The 17,045-nt window shown below is 56.0% G+C and carries 15 protein-coding genes; 3 read left to right on the top strand and 12 right to left on the bottom strand.

Features of this window, described 5'->3' with window-relative positions; translation table 11 throughout:
• Positions 1–55: 55 nt before the first annotated feature.
• The 3 genes from gluQRS to sfsA form a co-directional block, all read right to left on the bottom strand.
• Positions 56–928, bottom strand: coding sequence for a tRNA glutamyl-Q(34) synthetase GluQRS (gene gluQRS, locus SAMA_RS04090; RefSeq protein WP_011758896.1), 873 nt, complete (start codon positions 926–928; stop codon positions 56–58).
• A 71-nt stretch (positions 929–999) separates the two neighbouring features.
• Positions 1,000–1,443, bottom strand: coding sequence for an RNA polymerase-binding protein DksA (gene dksA, locus SAMA_RS04095; RefSeq protein ID WP_011758897.1), 444 nt, complete (start codon positions 1,441–1,443; stop codon positions 1,000–1,002).
• 158 nt (positions 1,444–1,601) lie between these two features.
• A complete protein-coding gene (sfsA, locus tag SAMA_RS04100; RefSeq protein WP_011758898.1) occupies positions 1,602–2,315 on the bottom strand; it encodes a DNA/RNA nuclease SfsA in 714 nt (237 codons plus the stop codon).
• A 302-nt stretch (positions 2,316–2,617) separates the two neighbouring features.
• Here sfsA and pepB point away from each other — a divergent pair, with 302 nt between their 5' ends.
• On the top strand, positions 2,618–3,901 hold the full coding sequence (gene pepB, locus SAMA_RS04105) for an aminopeptidase PepB (protein ID WP_011758899.1): 1,284 nt from the start codon (positions 2,618–2,620) through the stop codon (positions 3,899–3,901).
• 113 nt (positions 3,902–4,014) lie between these two features.
• Here the strand turns inward: pepB and SAMA_RS19670 are convergent, their stop codons facing one another.
• The 6 genes from SAMA_RS19670 to SAMA_RS04135 all read right to left on the bottom strand — a co-directional run bounded on the left by SAMA_RS19670 (position 4,015) and on the right by SAMA_RS04135 (position 9,671).
• Positions 4,015–4,971, bottom strand: coding sequence for a GGDEF domain-containing protein (locus SAMA_RS19670; RefSeq protein WP_198134300.1), 957 nt, complete (start codon positions 4,969–4,971; stop codon positions 4,015–4,017).
• Positions 4,972–5,764: 793 nt separating this feature from the next.
• Positions 5,765–6,001 (bottom strand): hypothetical protein, encoded by a 237-nt coding sequence (locus SAMA_RS04115; RefSeq protein ID WP_011758901.1) that lies wholly within the window; start codon positions 5,999–6,001, stop codon positions 5,765–5,767.
• A gap of 10 nt (positions 6,002–6,011) precedes the next feature.
• Positions 6,012–6,857 (bottom strand): SAM-dependent methyltransferase, encoded by an 846-nt coding sequence (locus SAMA_RS04120; protein WP_011758902.1) that lies wholly within the window; start codon positions 6,855–6,857, stop codon positions 6,012–6,014.
• A 69-nt stretch (positions 6,858–6,926) separates the two neighbouring features.
• A complete protein-coding gene (locus SAMA_RS04125) occupies positions 6,927–7,424 on the bottom strand; it encodes a GNAT family N-acetyltransferase (RefSeq protein WP_198134301.1) in 498 nt (165 codons plus the stop codon).
• Between the two features lie 8 nt (positions 7,425–7,432).
• The gene (locus SAMA_RS04130; RefSeq protein ID WP_011758904.1) at positions 7,433–8,770 is read right to left on the bottom strand and encodes a pepsin-like aspartic protease; all 1,338 of its coding nucleotides are present in this window, start codon (positions 8,768–8,770) and stop codon (positions 7,433–7,435) included.
• An 88-nt stretch (positions 8,771–8,858) separates the two neighbouring features.
• Positions 8,859–9,671: a helix-turn-helix domain-containing protein gene (locus tag SAMA_RS04135; RefSeq protein WP_011758905.1), complete on the bottom strand. Its 813-nt coding sequence runs from the start codon at positions 9,669–9,671 to the stop codon at positions 8,859–8,861.
• A 257-nt stretch (positions 9,672–9,928) separates the two neighbouring features.
• Between SAMA_RS04135 and SAMA_RS04140 the strand changes: the two genes are divergently transcribed.
• Positions 9,929–11,347, top strand: coding sequence for an aspartate ammonia-lyase (locus tag SAMA_RS04140; RefSeq protein WP_011758906.1), 1,419 nt, complete (start codon positions 9,929–9,931; stop codon positions 11,345–11,347).
• 104 nt (positions 11,348–11,451) lie between these two features.
• Here the strand turns inward: SAMA_RS04140 and SAMA_RS04145 are convergent, their stop codons facing one another.
• The 3 genes from SAMA_RS04145 to SAMA_RS04155 form a co-directional block, all read right to left on the bottom strand.
• Entirely contained in the window at positions 11,452–14,313 is a 2,862-nt protein-coding gene (locus SAMA_RS04145; protein WP_011758907.1) for a valine--tRNA ligase, read from the bottom strand.
• Between the two features lie 15 nt (positions 14,314–14,328).
• Positions 14,329–14,784 (bottom strand): DNA polymerase III subunit chi, encoded by a 456-nt coding sequence (locus tag SAMA_RS04150; RefSeq protein ID WP_011758908.1) that lies wholly within the window; start codon positions 14,782–14,784, stop codon positions 14,329–14,331.
• A 130-nt stretch (positions 14,785–14,914) separates the two neighbouring features.
• Positions 14,915–15,535 (bottom strand): TetR/AcrR family transcriptional regulator, encoded by a 621-nt coding sequence (locus SAMA_RS04155; RefSeq protein WP_041410116.1) that lies wholly within the window; start codon positions 15,533–15,535, stop codon positions 14,915–14,917.
• A gap of 137 nt (positions 15,536–15,672) precedes the next feature.
• Between SAMA_RS04155 and SAMA_RS04160 the strand changes: the two genes are divergently transcribed.
• Positions 15,673–16,749 carry an MBL fold metallo-hydrolase gene (locus SAMA_RS04160; protein ID WP_011758910.1) on the top strand — a complete coding sequence of 359 codons (1,077 nt, stop codon included), beginning with the start codon at positions 15,673–15,675 and terminating at the stop codon, positions 16,747–16,749.
• Positions 16,750–17,045: the final 296 nt, after the last annotated feature.

Genomic DNA, 17,045 nt, shown 5'->3' on the forward strand with positions numbered 1-17,045 from the left:
AAATCTGGCGGGTATGATAACCCCAAATGGGGTTAATTGACAGTGTGCAGGCGCCTTAGCCACCACCGTCAATGAGGATTTCCCGCCGCCGTGGAATGGAGGCCACAGAAAAGTCCGCCACTGCCTGTGCCAGCAGGCTTTCGACGCTGTGGGCATCGGGTATTGGCTGACCCAAAAATGCCAGCGCAGCCTTGAGAGCCGGCAGGGGATTGGCCTTGTCTACTGGTGTGGCATGGTTTTGTTTCGACAGCTTGAATCCTGCCTCGGCGCACGCCAGCGGCAGGTGCATCCAGGCAGGTGCCTGATAGCCAAATTGGTTGAACAGGCTCAGCTGACGGCAACTGGCTTCAATCAGGTCAGCGCCGCGCACCACCTCGGTAATGCCGGTTTTGGCATCGTCCATCACCACCGCAAGCTGGTAGGCGTAAAGGCCATCGCTGCGCTTGATGATAAAGTCTTCGGCGGCAAAACTGTCTGGCACTGCTACCTCGCCCATCAGGCCATCGTGAAAATGATTCACCCGGGCACGATTAACGATACGTATGGCACCGCTTTGATGGCCAAGTTGGCGGCAGCGACCATCGTAAACCCCACCTATGGCCTGAATTTGCTTGCGAGTGCATTGGCAAAAATAGGCCTCGCCGCTTGCCAGCAGCACATCGATTTTGGCCTGATAGGCCTCGGTGCGCTGACTTTGGTACATCAGTTTGCCATCCCAGTGCAATCCAAAGGCGTCCAGAGTGCGGAGGATGTCGTCGGCGGCGCCGGGCACTTCCCGCGGCGGGTCTATGTCTTCGATGCGCACCAGCCACTGTCCACCCTGACTGCGGGCGCGCAGGAAGCTGCCCAGGGCGGCAATCAGCGAGCCAAAATGCAGTGAGCCAGAGGGGGAGGGGGCAAAACGGCCAATGTAGGGGGAATAAGACATGGCGCTGTTAACAGGTTCCTGAAATGCCAAGCGGGGCCTGAGCCCCGCTTTTGAATTGCAGTGGATGGGGATTAACCAGCCATCTGCCTTTCTTTGATCTCTGCCAGCGTTTTACAGTCGATGCAGAGATCGGCTGTTGGGCGGGCTTCGAGACGGCGAATGCCGATTTCCACGCCGCAAGAGTCGCAGAAACCAAAGTCATCATCTTCGATTCTCTGCAGCGTCTTTTCAATCTTCTTGATCAGTTTACGTTCTCTGTCGCGGGCACGAAGCTCCAGACTGAACTCCTCTTCCTGAGCGGCTCTGTCGACTGGATCGGGGAAATTGGCGGCTTCGTCTTGCATGTGCGAAAGGGTGCGGTCGACTTCTTCACGCAGCTGGTTGCGCCAGGCTTCAAGGATCTTCTTGAAATGGCCCAACTGCTGGTCGTTCATATACTCCTCACCAGGTTGCTCCTGGTAAGGCGCTACACCTGCGATAGCGAGTACGCCAAGTTTTTTAGTGCCTTCAGGCATAACGCATCTCCTGTATTCTTTGCGTTGTTCGGGCGTCACTTAGAACGGCCGCTATCTATATCAAAATAAAACAAGTGAGGCAAACATTTTACATGAGCGGCTGTTAATTCTTTGATGATGTCCGCTAATCGGCCGATTTTCAAATTTTCAGCGCCGATTTACCCCGCATCAGGGTGGAAAGGTATCGGGATGTTTAACTGCAAGCCTTTGTTATTCATCATACATCCATAGGCCAGCACTTCAACACCGGCCGCAATGGCCTCCCTCAGCAGCGCCGCATATTTGGGATCTATAGCCTCGGCAGGCGCTACTCTGTGGATCCCCTGATGTTGCACCACAAACAGCAGCACCGCCCGGTAGCCCTGGCGTTTCATCTCCATCAGCTCCCGCAGGTGCTTTTGTCCACGGGTGGATACTGCGTCGGGAAACAGTCCCCAGTCATGGTCCAACAGAGTGCAACTTTTGACTTCTATATAGCAGTCTGGGGCTTGCCCCTCACTCAGCAGTAAATCGATGCGGCTGTTCTCATTGCCATACTTCACTTCGCGGCGGATTTGGTTGTAGCCCTGAAGCTCGGATATCTGCCCCAGCCCAATGGCTTCTTCGGCAAGTTGATTGGCCCGCGCCGTGTTAATGCCAATCAGGTTGCCCCGGTCATCCTCGGCCAGCTCCCAGGTGTGGGCGTACTTGCGCTTGGGGTTGTCCGAGGTCGAAAACCACACCCGTTTACCGGGATACAGGCAGTTTTTCATCGAGCCGGTATTGGGGCAGTGCAGGGTTGTCTGACTGCCGTCCTCCAGGGTGACATCGGCTAAAAATCGTTTATAGCGGGTAATGAGCACAGCGCTGGACAGGGGGGCTGGGTATTCCATGGCATCTCCTTTGGCCGGGCTGCCCTTCGGCTGCCGTCACAGGTGCCACTGCCTCTGGCGACACTGTCACAGGCACCGATTGGGGCGCAAAAGCTGGCAGTGTACTGTAAATCCGCGGTTCTGTCCCTGTATCAGCGTGTGCGTCCCTGGCAGCGTTTTTACAGCCCGCCATTTCGAAACCGTGGCGCCACTTTAAGCGCCTTGGCCTTCTGGGGTACACTCGTGGCATATCGCCAGCTTCAAGCGCAATGCTTCGGGCACAGTGTTTCGAGCCGGCGCCAATAAACAGAAAAGGAAGCAAGATGACACAAGCCATGCGTGTAACCCTCACCCAGGAAGCCCCGGCAGCCCATTGGGGCAAGGCCGACATCACATTCGAAGGCAATCTGGCCCGTATCCATCTGCAGGGCTCCGATGCCTTGCGTCAAATTCAGATGGCCGCTCGCAAACTGCGCAGTCAGGGCATTGCCAGCGCCGCGCTGGAAGGCGAGGGCTGGGATCTTAATCGCCAGTGGGTGTTTGCCCAGGGCTTTGTCACCGCCAAGGCTGGTTGGGACATCAGCTGGACCGGCGATGAGGCCACCCTGCGCGAACTGGCCTCTCGTATGGAAGCCGCTCGCTTTGTGCGCCAGCTCACTAATGAGACCCCGGAAAACCTGTCACCGGTGAAACTGGCCACTCAGGCCGGTCACTGGATTAAAGAGCTCGGGGGCGACAAGGTGAGCTTTCGTATCATCGAAGGTGAGCAGCTACTGGAGGAGCAGTGGATTGGTATCCACGCCGTTGGCCGTGGCAGCGAGCGTCCACCTGCGATGCTGGAGCTGGACTACAACCCGCTGGGCGCCGATGCCCCTGTGTCAGTGGCGCTGGTAGGTAAGGGTATTACTTTCGATTCGGGCGGCTACAGCCTCAAAGCCAGTGAAGGCATGCTCAATATGAAGTGTGACATGGGCGGCGCCGCTACTATCACGGGTGCCCTGGGACTGGCCATTAAAAACGGTCTTAACAAGCGGGTGAAGCTGTTTTTGTGCTGCGCCGAAAACCTGGTCAGCGGCCGCGCCTATAAGCTTGGCGATATCCTCACTTACAAAAACGGCGTCACCGTGGAAGTGGTCAACACTGACGCCGAAGGCCGTCTGGTGCTGGCCGACGGCCTGCAGGCCGCCTCTGCCACAGGCGCACCGCTGATTATTGACGCCGCGACCCTCACGGGCGCCGCCGTGATGGCGGTGGGCGGTAACTACAACGCTATCTTCTCCCCCGACGAAGCCGTGATTGAGCTGACCCGTGAAAAGGCCCGCAGCGTGGCCGAGCGGGTGTGGCCACTGCCGCTGGACCCCTGGCACAAAGACATGTGCCCATCGGCCTATGCCGATACCGCCAACAGCCGTCCGGTAAAAGGCGGCGGCGCCGGTGGTGCCTCCAATGCCGCGGGTTTCCTGTGGCGCTTTGTACGGGACGATGCCAAGTGGCTGCACATGGACCTTGCTGGCTCCTTTGAAGACAGCGCAGGCGCGCTATGGGCTGCTGGCGCTACCACCCACGGTGTGCTTACCCTGGCCGAGCTGATTAAAGACGCCGACTAACGGCGGATTTGACGGTTAAACGTCCGCAAAAAAGGCCGCATTGCGGCCTTTTTCTTTGGGTGACTCCGTGTGACAGGGGGCTCTCAAGCCGGTTTCAGCGCCGCAGCCGCCACTTATCCTGCTTCCTGTGGCGTTGTCGCCACGGATGGGTTGGCAGAGTAGCACTGCACCTGATTGCGGCCCTGCTTTTTGGCGCTGTACATGGCCTTGTCTGCCTGGGCCATCAGCTTGTCGAGGGAATAGCCCGCCCGAGCGTTGTCGGTTACCCCAAAGCTGGCGGTCAGCTCAAATTTATGCCCCGAGGCCGAGGTATCTGCGCCTCTGAGAGCCTGACACATGGCATTGGCCAGGTCGGTGGCATGCTTAAGTTCGCACTCAGGCAGCAGCAGGCAAAACTCTTCCCCGCCGATTCGGCCAAAAATCTCATATTCCCGCACCTGCTCTTTGCAAATCCGCGCCACTTCTTTCAGTGCCCAGTCGCCGGTGGCATGGCCCAGACGGTCGTTAATCTGTTTGAATTTGTCTACATCCAGCAGGATACAGCTGATGGGGGCATTGAGGGTTTTGGCGTATTCCACCGCGCTTAGGGATACCTGGGTAAAGTGGCCACGGCTGAACAGCCCTGTGAGGCTGTCGAATTCGGCCAGCTGCTTGAGGCGTCTTTGGCTCTGCCAGGAATGCCAGCCCCAAGTACCCAGGCCCAGAGTGATGCAAAAGAGCACCGCAATCAGCAGGCGGCTATTATAGGCCTGTGCCTGATCCAACTGCTGCTGCACTTTCAGGAGTTTATTCTGCTCATCCAGCAGGCTAATTTTGTTTTGCTGCTCCAGACTCTGGTGCTCGGCCAACTGAAACGCCAGAGTCTTGGTTTTCACCTCGTCCAGATAGGCCTTGTCGGCCTCGGCGTACTTGATATAGGCCTCCAGCGCCGCCTCACTGTTGCCGCGGCTGCTGTGATAGTCAAACAGCACCTTGTTGGCACGCATTGCAGCCTCGGCGTTGGTTGCACTTGAAGTGTACTTTAACGCTGTAGTGGCATACTCGGCTGCAACAGCTTTTTTGTTTTGCAACAGGTTGGCTTCAGCTAAAAGAGTATAGAAACTGGCTATGATTGGTGGATAACCAGTGTTGTTTACTCGCTCCAAATATTGGTCTAATAGTTGGCTGGCTTCCGACGCTTGGCTGTCCTTTAGTAATAATTCTGCTTTGTAGGAAACGATAGCGGACGCAACCACCAACTCACCAATTGTTTCGCAATGTTGCAATGCGATTTGGAACAGTTCGTCACCGATACCAATCGTACCTAAACCTGTATCTGCTTGTAATCTAAGCTGGAGTGCAAAACACAGGCTTCTTTGATTCGAGGTTGACTCGGCTAATTGTAAGGCGAATTCTTTTGCTAAAGCATGTTGCTCCAGGTAGTTGTAAAACACTGCTGCAACGGCAAGCCCATGCTCTTTAAGTTGAATGTTCTCGACAGTTGGTAGGATTTCGATAGTCTGTCTTAAATTTTCCAGGCCGAGCGTCCATTCTCTTCGAATGGCATTTGTATTGACCATGGAAGTTAAGGCTCGAAATCTAAATTCATCGAATTGGCTTTTTTGGGCCAATTCTTGATACATGAGATATGCGTCGTTCAGCTGTCCAGAAAATGACAAATTATAGGCGCGTAGGTAAGCCAGGTATTCTGATTCGTAGTTATTCAATGCACCCGCTTGCTTTTCTATCTCTTTTAGTTTGTCCTGAAACTCTATGGGACTACTTGAGCGAAGAGAATCTGCCTCTCTTAAAAGCGCTAAGGTGCCATCAGCGGCGTTAACCGCTGTGGCAATAACCGAGAGTAATGCGAAGACAACTAAAAAATTACGCATTAACGGCTTTCGGAGCTTCATCCTCTTCCTCATTTTCTTGCTGTTCTTTTTCAGGTTCATCCTCAGCAGGAAAGAAAACACAGAATACATCAGGTGTCACATCCAGCTCAGCCTTCAGGGCTTGAATGTCTTTAGCTTCTATCATGGCGGCGATGTGAGCAGGCAGGGCATCGAGGGAAACGGCAGTATTGCTGCCAAGTTTTGCCAGAATTTCAACAGCTTGATTCATCTTATCTTCCTTATGGTGAGTTCGCTTTTTTGCGTGAAAAGGGCAGTACAGTGGCGCCCTGTGGGGTTCCTTGCGTTTGTGTGTCTGCCAGCGCTTGCAGCCGGGCACGCATCTGGCTGTTGGGCGTGAGCGGCTGGCTTGGGGGCAGCACCAGGGTGGTGTGCAGCTCAAGCCTGGCCTGGGGCAGGGCGCTTAATGGCAGGCGCTCGATACGGGTACTGTGCAGCGCCGTGGTGGCGGCCTCATAGAGGATGCACTCGTGATTAAGCGGGTAGTCCTGACTTAAGAGTTCCACCAACAGCTCACGCTCGGCGCTGCCGGTGGGGCGAATGCCCAGGGTCAGATCACCGGCCAGTGCCGGTTGCCACAGCACCAGGAGTGCGCTTGGGTCGATTCGGCGCTGATACAGCATCAACTGGGTGGTTTCAAAGTGTTGGCAGCCGGTTTTACCGGGGTCCAGCCCCAAATCCGCATAGAGGCAATCTTCGGCGGAAATGCCGGGGATCATCCGCGCCTCAAAGCCTTCGGCGCGGGCTGTGGCAATAGCCTCGTGGGGCGCCTTGGCGAAAATGCCGGGATGACCATAAAAGGCGCCCACCACCTTTTTACCCAGACGCACCTCACAGAGCATGGCATCCACCATCTCGTTGTAGGTGAGGTTACGGGATTTGCCGTCGGCGTAGTGCTGTTGCAGGCTGCGGACATCTTTGGCGAGCCCTTCAATCCAGAGTTCGGTAAAACCATCTGACATGCCGCTGAATACCACATCGGCCTGTTCAATCAGGTTTTGGGCGAGGGGACTTAGGTGTCCGCCCAGCAAGATGCCGGTGCCAACACAGACGAGATTTCCAGCCATGCATCATGTGAGTTCGGTGTACTTAGCGGGCTAAGTTAACAGGATGTGTCCGAATTGGAAACACCTGATTTACCGAGTTTTGCGTCTGGTGCACTCAAGATAACCGGGAAAATCAGCCGAGGGTTGTGGTGTGCTGAAGTGGGTTTTGCGGGTAATACGCAAGGATGCCTGATGTTCGGCCTGAAACTTTGCGTATATGCCTTTGATTTCGTCACACTCCAGAGCATCGGCGCAGACGAGCTCCATGGCTTCGGGGATGTATCCCTTGCCGTAAAATGCTGGCAGGCTGAGGGCACCGATTTCCAGCCATCCCAGATATTCCCCTTTCATGCGGGTCAGGGATATCACCCCCACCGTGGTCGCCTGTGCCGCCGTGGTGATTTTCCAGCAGTACATTTTTGGCGGCTGTGCCTGAGTTTGTCGCAGTATGATATCGAATATCCTGTTGGCCGCCTCCACAGACTGGGGCTTGGCGACAAAGGTCATTACCTGTGCATCAGTATTGAGCGCCACCACAAGCGCTCTGTCGCTGGTGTCTATTGGAATGAGAGTTAGTCTTTCACTCATCAGTTGTTTCATGGCATTGCTTTACTTTGGTTAATGGGGTTTTGGTTAAGAGGGCTTTGGCTAACAGGGCCTTGGCTAAGAGGGGGGTGGGGAATAAAACGGACAATGCCCTGCTCACCAAGGTCGCGGCGAAACACCACCCGATAGGGATTAAACAGCGGCAAGCCGAGTATGCTCTGGGCGGGCCAGTGGGGCAGTTGTCCCATGAGTTTAAACACCGCCTTTCCATAGTCTGGCGCATTCACTTGCCAGTAGTGGTGGGCATCCACACCAAGGCAGACGTTTTCACCATTTGCCCCTTCAAATACAAATTCAAGCCTTGGCCAGTCATCGAGGTTGAGCAGGCTGCTGTCGATGCCCTGTTTTTGCGCTGCCATAATCTGGCTGATATCGCCCATAAAAGGCGAAGTCAGCTGCTTGCTGTCTGGTAATCGTGCCCACAGCCGCTGCATCAGTGGCGTAAAGGCCACCGCAGGCAGACAAATCAGCGAAGCCCCCGAGTCGACAATGGCGTTGCTGGAGCCCCGGCAGAGGTGGGCGGCCTGTGCTGTGGGCAGCGCAATGTCCGTATCGTTTTGCCAGCGCACCGCCTTTAAGTTGACGTTGTAATAGCGGTCGTGCACTACCTTGAGATCGACCGCGCAGCCATGGTTGGGCGCGGCATCTGCTGCATGGCTGCCCAAAATCAGCAGTCCCTGATTGAGGGGATCGGCAGCGAGGGTATTGGCGCAGGCATTTGGTGCTGTGACGTGGATACTGGAGCGGCGGGTTATCAGGGTAAAGCGGTTGGCGCACAGGCCGCGCTCTTCCATCAGGGTAAAGCAGGTGGCCACATCTTCTTCGGGCAGTTGAGGGAGCAGTGCCTTAAAGTCATCCAGTTGCTGTTTAACCAATGGATGGGCCTCATCGGGAAAGGGCCAGGGGAAGGTGCTGGCCGGGTCTATGCCGTGGCTTGTGAGGTAGGTGGTCAGATCATAGCCGCGATTGAGGGGATGATAGGCCATGCCCCAGATACCGTCGGCGTCTAAAAAGGTGTGCTCGGCCTCGGCATGCACCAGTGCCAGCGGGGTGTCGGCCATGGCAAGCTCCCCGGCATGTATGCTGGTGTGCACCACGGCGCCAAGCCAGCCGCCGAGACCGTAATTCACTTCCTGCGCCAGGGTGGTGGGTTTGAGTTCTTTATCGTTGCCTGCTTTATAGCCACTCTCGTGTACCACCAGGGTGGAGCTGCCGGTGTCTATGATAAGGTTGACGGACTGGGCCTCGCTACCAAGCCTCAGGCAGGCGGTGTAGCCGCCCTCGGCCAGCAGATTAGTGAGTTTAAGCTCGATTATTCGCTTTGACATTCAAGGCTTTGATTGCAGGTAATTAGCAAAAGTGTGCCCTTTGCACCCTGTCCCGGTCAAGCGGACTGGGCCGTGACATCACCGGGGCTTAAAAGCTGTGGCGGGCGCGAAAGTGCCGCTCGCCCGGCGCCATATCGTTTTGAATGGCCTCCAGAATTCGTGGGCTTATCTGGCCGCTGTCGGGGTCCAGGGTGGTGCAAAGCTTAAGGGTTTTGCGGATATCCACCTGATGCCCAAGATACTCGAACACCACCCGGGTGCAGCTGGGGATACGCTCACCGCTGGCCGACGCGCCAAGGCGCAGACCGCTTAAGCGGCCAACCCGGCTCTTGAAGGTGGGGATAAGGATAGTCTGCGTGAGCTGGTTGCCGGTAAGCGACTCATAATCCATTAAAAAGATACGGTCTGCCAACAAGTGCGCCATACCGAAATACTTACTGTGATACACCTTTTCACCGGGTGCCTGCTGCAGGCGCTCGGTGCGCTGGTAGTACACCTTGCCACCCTGTTTCTCAAGGCACACCAGATTGCGCAAAATTTTGCCCGGGAACGCCATCGACAGGTGGTATTCGAAGTAATAGCCAAGGTACTTATCGAGCCCCTGACTTAAGCTTTGCAGCCTGGCCAGATGCTCCAGCTCAGGGGCCTCACTCACAGGCTCACTGGGGCGTGGCCGCACCTGAATAAGCAGCTGAAACTGGCTGTGGGGCATGAGAATTTCATGCTCTTCCACCCCAAAGAAGTCACACAGGCGCCTCAGGCTATGTGCCGAGGGGCGATACTTGCCGCTTAAATAGCGGTTGAACTGAGGCCGGTTGATATCGAGGCGACGACAGACTTCGGCCACCGAGCGGTAGTAGCTGCAAAGGAGGCGAAGATTTTTGGCAAATTCCTGATGCATGGCAGACCTGTGATTATTCCCGGCGACGATGGGTGTCCTCACCGGGGGAAACTATCCACTCAGTGTACCTAAAAGCAGCAAAGTGCGACAGACTGCGTCAGATGCTGTTTGTAGCTAAAACTGCGCCAGTCAGCGCCAATTTGCATCAATGCGTCAACTCCCTTAATGCAGTGCAGGCTGCTGTAATAGCGCGAGTTTATCGGGCTTGGTCATAGAAAAAGCCCAGCTCACACAGCGTCCGGGAGCGCACCATAAAGATGGATACACGTATTGAACACGACCTGCTGGGGGATGCCCCGGTTCCTGCCCAAGCCTGGTATGGCATTCAAACCCAGAGAGCGCTGGAAAACTTCAGCCTGAGCGGTACCCCAATCAATGCTTTCCCTGAGCTTATCAGGGCGCTGGCCAAGGTTAAGGCCGCTGCCGCCCGCGCCAACCAGAGTCTCGGGCAGCTGTCTGACATCAAAGCCAACGCCATTGCCGCCGCCTGCGACGATATTGTTCAGGGCGCACTGCACGACCAGTTTGTGGTGGATCTCATTCAGGGGGGCGCTGGCACCTCCACCAACATGAACGCCAACGAAGTGATTGCCAACCTGGCGCTTGCCAAGCTTGGCCATGGCAAGGGAGAGTACCGCCATCTGCACCCCAACAATGATGTGAACTGCTCACAGTCCACCAACGATGCCTACCCGACGGCGGCGCGTCTGGCCATGGTGGAGGCGACAGCCCCACTCAAGGTGGCTATCGAGGCCATTTGCTTAAGCCTTGAGGTCAAGGGCCGGGAGTTTAGCCATATCCTCAAGATGGGCCGCACCCAGCTGCAGGATGCGGTGCCCATGACCCTGGGGCAAGAGTTCGATGCTTTTGCCTCCAGCCTTAAATCGGACATAGGCCGCATCGATGATGCCTGCAAGGAGCTTTGCGTGGTGAACCTTGGCGGCACCGCCATTGGCACCGGTATTAACACCCATCCGGCCTATGGCGTGTTGGCAGTAAAGGCCCTTGCCGACATTACTGGACTGCCGGTGACTCAGGCTGACAATCTAATCGATGCCACCACCGATATGGGCGCCTTTGTGACGCTGTCATCTGTGCTTAAGCGCCTGGCGGTGAAGCTGTCCAAGCTCAGTAATGACCTGCGGTTGCTCTCCAGCGGTCCACGCACCGGTCTTGGGGAAATTCGTTTGCCTGCGATGCAGCCGGGATCCTCCATCATGCCGGGCAAGGTGAATCCGGTTATCCCTGAGGCGGTGAATCAGGTGGCGTTTCAGGTGATTGGCACCGACATGACCATCACCATGGCCGCCGAGGCGGCGCAGCTGCAACTGAATGCCATGGAACCGGTGATTGTTTATAACCTTTTGAATAACTGCGCCTTGCTGACCCGTGCCATTGCCATGCTCGACAGCCGCTGTATTCAGGGCATCGAAGCCAACGAAGCCAAATGCGAGCAGCATGTGAGCAGCAGTATCGGCATAGTCACGGCGTTGGTGCCCCACATCGGCTACGAGAACGCCACCCGTATCGCGGGTGAAGCGCTGCTGAGTGGCGCCGGTGTGGCCGAGCTTGTGCGCCGCGATGGGCTGCTTAGCGATGATGCCTTAAGCCAAATCTTAAGTCCGGCCGCCATGGTGACGCCGGTGGAGCTGACTGGTGCCGCCAAGGCGCATTGATTCAGCGTTTTTTAAAATATAACGCGATAAAAAAGCAGCCACCCGGCTGCTTTTTTGTGTGTGCTTGAGTCTCACAAAGTCAGAAACTTAACTTGTATGCCGTCTCAGGCTTCAAGTTTCGCAAGCTCGGCTTTCTGCTCGGTCAGTTTGTCCATGTCGCGCTTGATGTCGGCGGCCTTGGCGCGCTCTTTCTCAATCACTTCAGCCGGGGCCTTGGCCACAAAGCCTTGGTTGGACAGCTTGCCTTCGATGCGGGCCACTTCGCCAGTCAGCTTCTCCAGCTGCTTGTCGATACGGGCCATCTCGGCGGCAACGTCAATCAGGCCTGCCATAGGAATAAGCAGTTCCATTTCACCAATCAGCTGAGTGGTGGCCATGGGGGCGGCTTCGCCTTCGGCGAGAATGGTCATGCTCTCAAGCTTGGCAAGCGTGCCGAAGAAGGCCTGGTTGGCTTCGATGCGGGCCTTGTCTTCATCGCTTACACCGCGCAGCAGGGCTGACAACGGCTTGCTTGGCGCGATGTTGAGCTCGGCGCGAATGTTACGCACGGCCACAATCACCTGCTTGACCCATTCGAGATCGGCCATGGCCTTGGCATCTACCTTGGCGGCATCGAACTCGGGGAAGGACATCAGCATCAGGGTGTCACCCTCAACACCTGCCAAGGGCTTCACGCGATCCCAGATGGTCTCGGTGATGTACGGCATCATGGGGTGCATCAGGCGCAGCAGCTGCTCAAGTACAGTCACCAGGGTATGACGGGTGCCGCGCTGCTCGGCTTCAGAGCCGTTTTGCAGTACTGGCTTGGTCAGCTCCAGATACCAGTCACAGAACTGGTTCCAGGTGAACTCGTACAGGGTGTTGGCGGCCAGGTCAAAACGATAGGCATTGATGTGCTCGTCGAAGGCTTTGACGGTTTCCTGGAACTTGCCGATGACCCAGCGGTCGGCCAGCGACAGCTTCATATCACCACCGCCTTGGCCACAATCCTGCTCTTCGGTGTTCATCAGCACGTAGCGAGAGGCGTTCCACAGCTTGTTACAGAAGCTGCGGTAACCGTCGAGGCGCTTCATGTCCCAGTTGATGTCACGGCCGGTAGAGGCCATGGCCGCCAGGGTAAAGCGCAGCGCGTCTGTGCCGTGTGGCTCGATGCCGTTTTCGAACTCCTTGCGGGTGCTCTTTTCTATCTTGGCGGCAAGCTGTGGTTGCATCATGTTGCCGGTACGCTTCTGAACCAGAGATTCAAGGTCGATACCGTCAATCATATCCAGCGGGTCGAGGACGTTACCCTTGGACTTGGACATCTTGTTGCCAGCTTCGTCGCGGATAAGACCGGTGACGTAAACCGTCTTGAATGGTACCTGCGGCTTGCCGTCTTCGTCTTTGATGAAGTACATGGTCATCATGATCATCCGGGCAACCCAGAAGAAGATGATATCAAAACCTGTCACCAGTACGTCGGTGGGGTGGAAGGTCTTGAGCTCTGGGGTTTGTTCCGGCCAGCCCAGGGTTGAGAAAGTCCACAGGGCAGAGGAGAACCAGGTGTCCAGTACATCGTCATCCTGACGCAGTTTCACATCGCTGCCGAGGTTATGGTTCTGGCGCACTTCATCTTCGCTGCGGCCAACGTACACCTTACCGGCTTCGTCGTACCACGCAGGAATGCGGTGACCCCACCACAGCTGACGGGAGATACACCAGTCCTGAATGTCACGCATCCAGGAGAAGTACATGTTTTCGTATTGCTGAGGCACAAACTTGATGTCGCCGTTTTCCACCGCTTCGATGGCAGGCTGAGCGAGTTTCTGCACCGCAACGTACCACTGATCAGTAAGCAGCGGCTCAATCACGACGCCGGAGCGATCGCCATAAGGCACCTTGAGGGCGTGTGGCTCGATTTTTTCCAAGAGACCCAGAGTCTCAAACTCGGCCACGATGGCGTCACGGGCCTTGAAGCGGTCGAGGCCGGCATAGCGCTCAGGCAGGCTGGCATCCAGCTCGCTGTTGTGGCTGCCGTCGGTGTTCAGTACCTCGGCCAGGGCACGGATGGTGGCATCCTGAGTGAGGATGTTGAACATCGGCAGGCTGTGGCGCTTGCCCACTTCGTAGTCGTTGAAGTCGTGGGCCGGGGTGATTTTCACGCAGCCGGTACCGAAGTCTTTATCCACGTATTCATCGGCGATGATGGGGATGCGGCGGTTCACGATAGGCAGAATGATTTCTTTGCCAATCAGTGACGCATAACGCTCATCTTCGGGGTGTACCGCAACCGCGCTGTCGCCCAGCATGGTTTCAGGGCGGGTAGTGGCTACTACCAGATAGTCTTTGCCATCGGCGGTCAGCTCGGTGCCGGCCAGTGGATAGCGGAAGTGCCACATGTGGCCCGCTTTTTCTTTGTTTTCCACTTCCAGATCGGAAATGGCAGTGTGCAGCTTGGGATCCCAGTTTACGAGGCGCTTGCCGCGGTAAATCAGTTTGTCGTCGTACAGGCGCACGAACACTTCCTGCACGGCGTTGGACAGGCCTTCATCCATGGTGAAGCGCTCACGGTCCCAATCCACGGAGGCGCCCATGCGGCGCAGCTGGCTGGTGATGGTACCGCCGGACTGGGCTTTCCACTCCCAAACCTTTTCCATAAAGGCGTCGCGGCCGAGATCGTGGCGGCTCTTGCCCTGTTCGGCTTCCAGCTTACGCTCAACCAGCATCTGGGTGGCGATACCAGCATGGTCGGTACCTACTTGCCACAGGGTGTTTTTGCCCTTCATGCGCTGATAGCGGATGAGGGTATCCATGATGGTGTCCTGGAAGGCGTGACCCATGTGCAGGCTGCCGGTGACGTTCGGCGGTGGGATCATGATGCAGTAGTTGCCCTGGCTGGCATCACCGTGTGGCTTGAAGTAACCCTTTTCTTCCCAAACGCGGTAGAGGGCCTGTTCGATGGACTGTGGATTGTATGTCTTTTCCATGGGGATCAGATTTTCTCAAACTAGATTAAGGGGTTGTGTCGCCAAATCCTGAGTGGATGGCTCGATGCCAAGGCCGCGAAGCTCGCGAAAGCGCAGCCGTGCCAGTGCCTTGGTGGCCTCGTCACCGGCGACAAAGTCGATAAAGTGGCCAAAGTGTACCGCAAAAGGCGGTACTTTTTCTGCAAGATTTATCAGAATGCCGCGGTTTTTTGACGGCCCGAGGCGATCGTGACCGATTTCCACCGGCGCGCCCCCCAGAGGCCCTTCACCCTTGAGGTTGTGGGGCACAAAATCGTTGGGGTCAAACTGCCAAAGTTGCTCGTCGATGGCAAAGCTTTGGGATTCATCGTTGCAGTGAATATAGACCCAGGCGCCGCGGCGGTAATGAAACGCCGCCAGACGGCAGGCCAGCAGCTCGGCAGCATCCCTCATTTGGGACGGCGGAAGTACGTAAAAGAGTGCCTGGGTCATGGTGGGCCTGTGCGTAAACAACCTGTGCGTAAACAATAAGTCCGGATTCTAACTTAGTTGGGCGCCCGACATAAAGCCGGGCGGACAAATTGGCGCGCTGCGCCGACGTTAATGGCTGCTTGCTGGCTGATTAGTTGCGGCCGCTTAAGTATTTGAACTCAAAAAAGGCGGCGATATCGGCACCAAGGCGCTCAAGCTCACCCTTGGGAAGGGGTTCGCACAGCTGCATCAGCGACGGCCAAAAACACACGCCCTTAATCATGCCGTGCAGCGTACATTCCACTTCATCCACATCCAGATTGGGCAGGGCGCCTGATTTAATGCCTTCAGACAGCCAGCGGCGCAGCGCCGACTCGTGGGTGACCCGGCTTTCCAGCTCACATTTAAGCGCACCGGGATGAAACATAAAGTGGCCAATGGCGACCCGCACCAGTTCGAGATAATCCGGGTTGGTCATGATGGCGATTTCGGCGTTAAGTACCTCAAGGAGCTGAGGATGCACGGGGTGGTCTTTGACAAAACATACCTTGATATCGGCATTGGCCGATTGCCACAGTTCGGCAACCAGCTCCAGTACCAGCGCCTCTTTGCTGGCGAAGTGGTTATACACGGTGCGCTTGGAAACCTCAGCCACCCGCGCCAGCTCATCCATGCTGGTGCCCTGTACGCCCTGGGTCTGAAACAGTTCCTTGGCGGCGAGCATTATGGCTTCACGCTTGATTTCGCTGCGATTTCGTTTTGGTGTTTGCACCTTGTCGTGTCCACTCAAGATATCAGATGGCTGAATTTTACACTGAGCAGTTTACTTTTCCAAATTCATAAGTAAACTGCACAGTGTAGTTTACTTGTTGATGTCCAGTATCGTCTATCCAGTCAGGAGTCTGTAGCATGTCCCAGCAAACCGGTGAAGCCTCGAAAATCAAAGGCCGCTTTCGTAATAGCCACAAGGTCTATGGCGCAGGTCTTGGGGATTTGGTGGGCATCATCAAGGCGTATCTGGGCGCCAAACGCAGTGCTCCCAGCCCGAAAAGCGCCGTGCCATTGCAGCCCATCACCCCCGCTGAGCTTGCCCGGCCTCAGGCGCGGTTATATCGACTGGGCCATTCCACTGTGCTGATGTATCTGGATGGCAAATGGCTGCTGACCGATCCTGTATTCAGTGAGCGAGCCTCACCGTTTCAGTGGGCCGGCCCCAAGCGGTTCCACCAAAGTCCCATCGCCATTGAGGCGCTGCCGGACATCGATGGGCTGATTTTGAGCCACGATCATTACGACCATCTGGACACCGCCGCCATTAAGGCACTCGCAGCGCGGGTAAAACACTTTTATATGCCTTTGGGCGTGGGTAAACGCCTTATCCGCCTCGGCATTGATAAGGCCAGGATAACTGAACTGGATTGGTGGCAGTCGGTACAACTTGGAACCATAGAGCTGACCGCGACCCCGGCGCAGCATTTCTCTGGCCGTGGGCTGTTTGACAGAGACGCCACCCTGTGGGCCGGTTGGGCCATCCACGGTGAGCAGGCGCGGGTATTTTTCAGCGGTGACTCGGGCTATTTTCCGGGTTTTGCCGAAATCGGTGAGCGACTAGGCCCCTTCGATGTGACCCTGATGGAAACCGGCGCCTACAACGAGCTGTGGCGAGATATTCACATGATGCCCGAGGAGAGTTTGCAGGCACATCTGGATGTTAAAGGGCAGCTGATGGTGCCCATTCATAACGGCACCTTTGATTTGGCGCTGCACGACTGGTTTGAACCCCTTGAGCGCATTCGCGCGCTGGCGTGGGACCGGTCGGTGAAGATTGCCACCCCGATTTTTGGTGAAGCCCTGAGTTTAACCCTGCCAGGAAGCGGCAGTGATTGGTGGGCACAGGAGTCGGCTATTTCGACAGGTGTGGATGCCCGTGAGAAGGGAAGAGCCCCGGCTGCTGAAAGCTCGATGGTCGGTATTGCTGAAAGCTAACACAAGTCTTTGAAACTTGGCATTTGGCCGCTTCTGCTCGTTCTGATTTCAGGCTTTTTCCTGGCTATACCGTTTGGTGTTGTAAATAATAAGTTTTCATCTGTTTGACATATTGAACGCCTTTGGGCATGCTGATGCTGTGATTGCCGTCCTGAAAAGGACGTAGCAGGTACGGGTTTTGGGCATGTCCTGAGCCGTTTAAACCAACGCATCATCCTGATAAGCGTATGGTTTTAACCATGCCAGGCTATGCCCAAAGCGCGAACTCAACGCGTTTGAAAATCAGGTGATCTATG

Origin of the sequence: Shewanella amazonensis SB2B, from assembly GCF_000015245.1 — a bacterium.
Classification (GTDB): Bacteria; Pseudomonadota; Gammaproteobacteria; order Enterobacterales; family Shewanellaceae; genus Shewanella; species Shewanella amazonensis.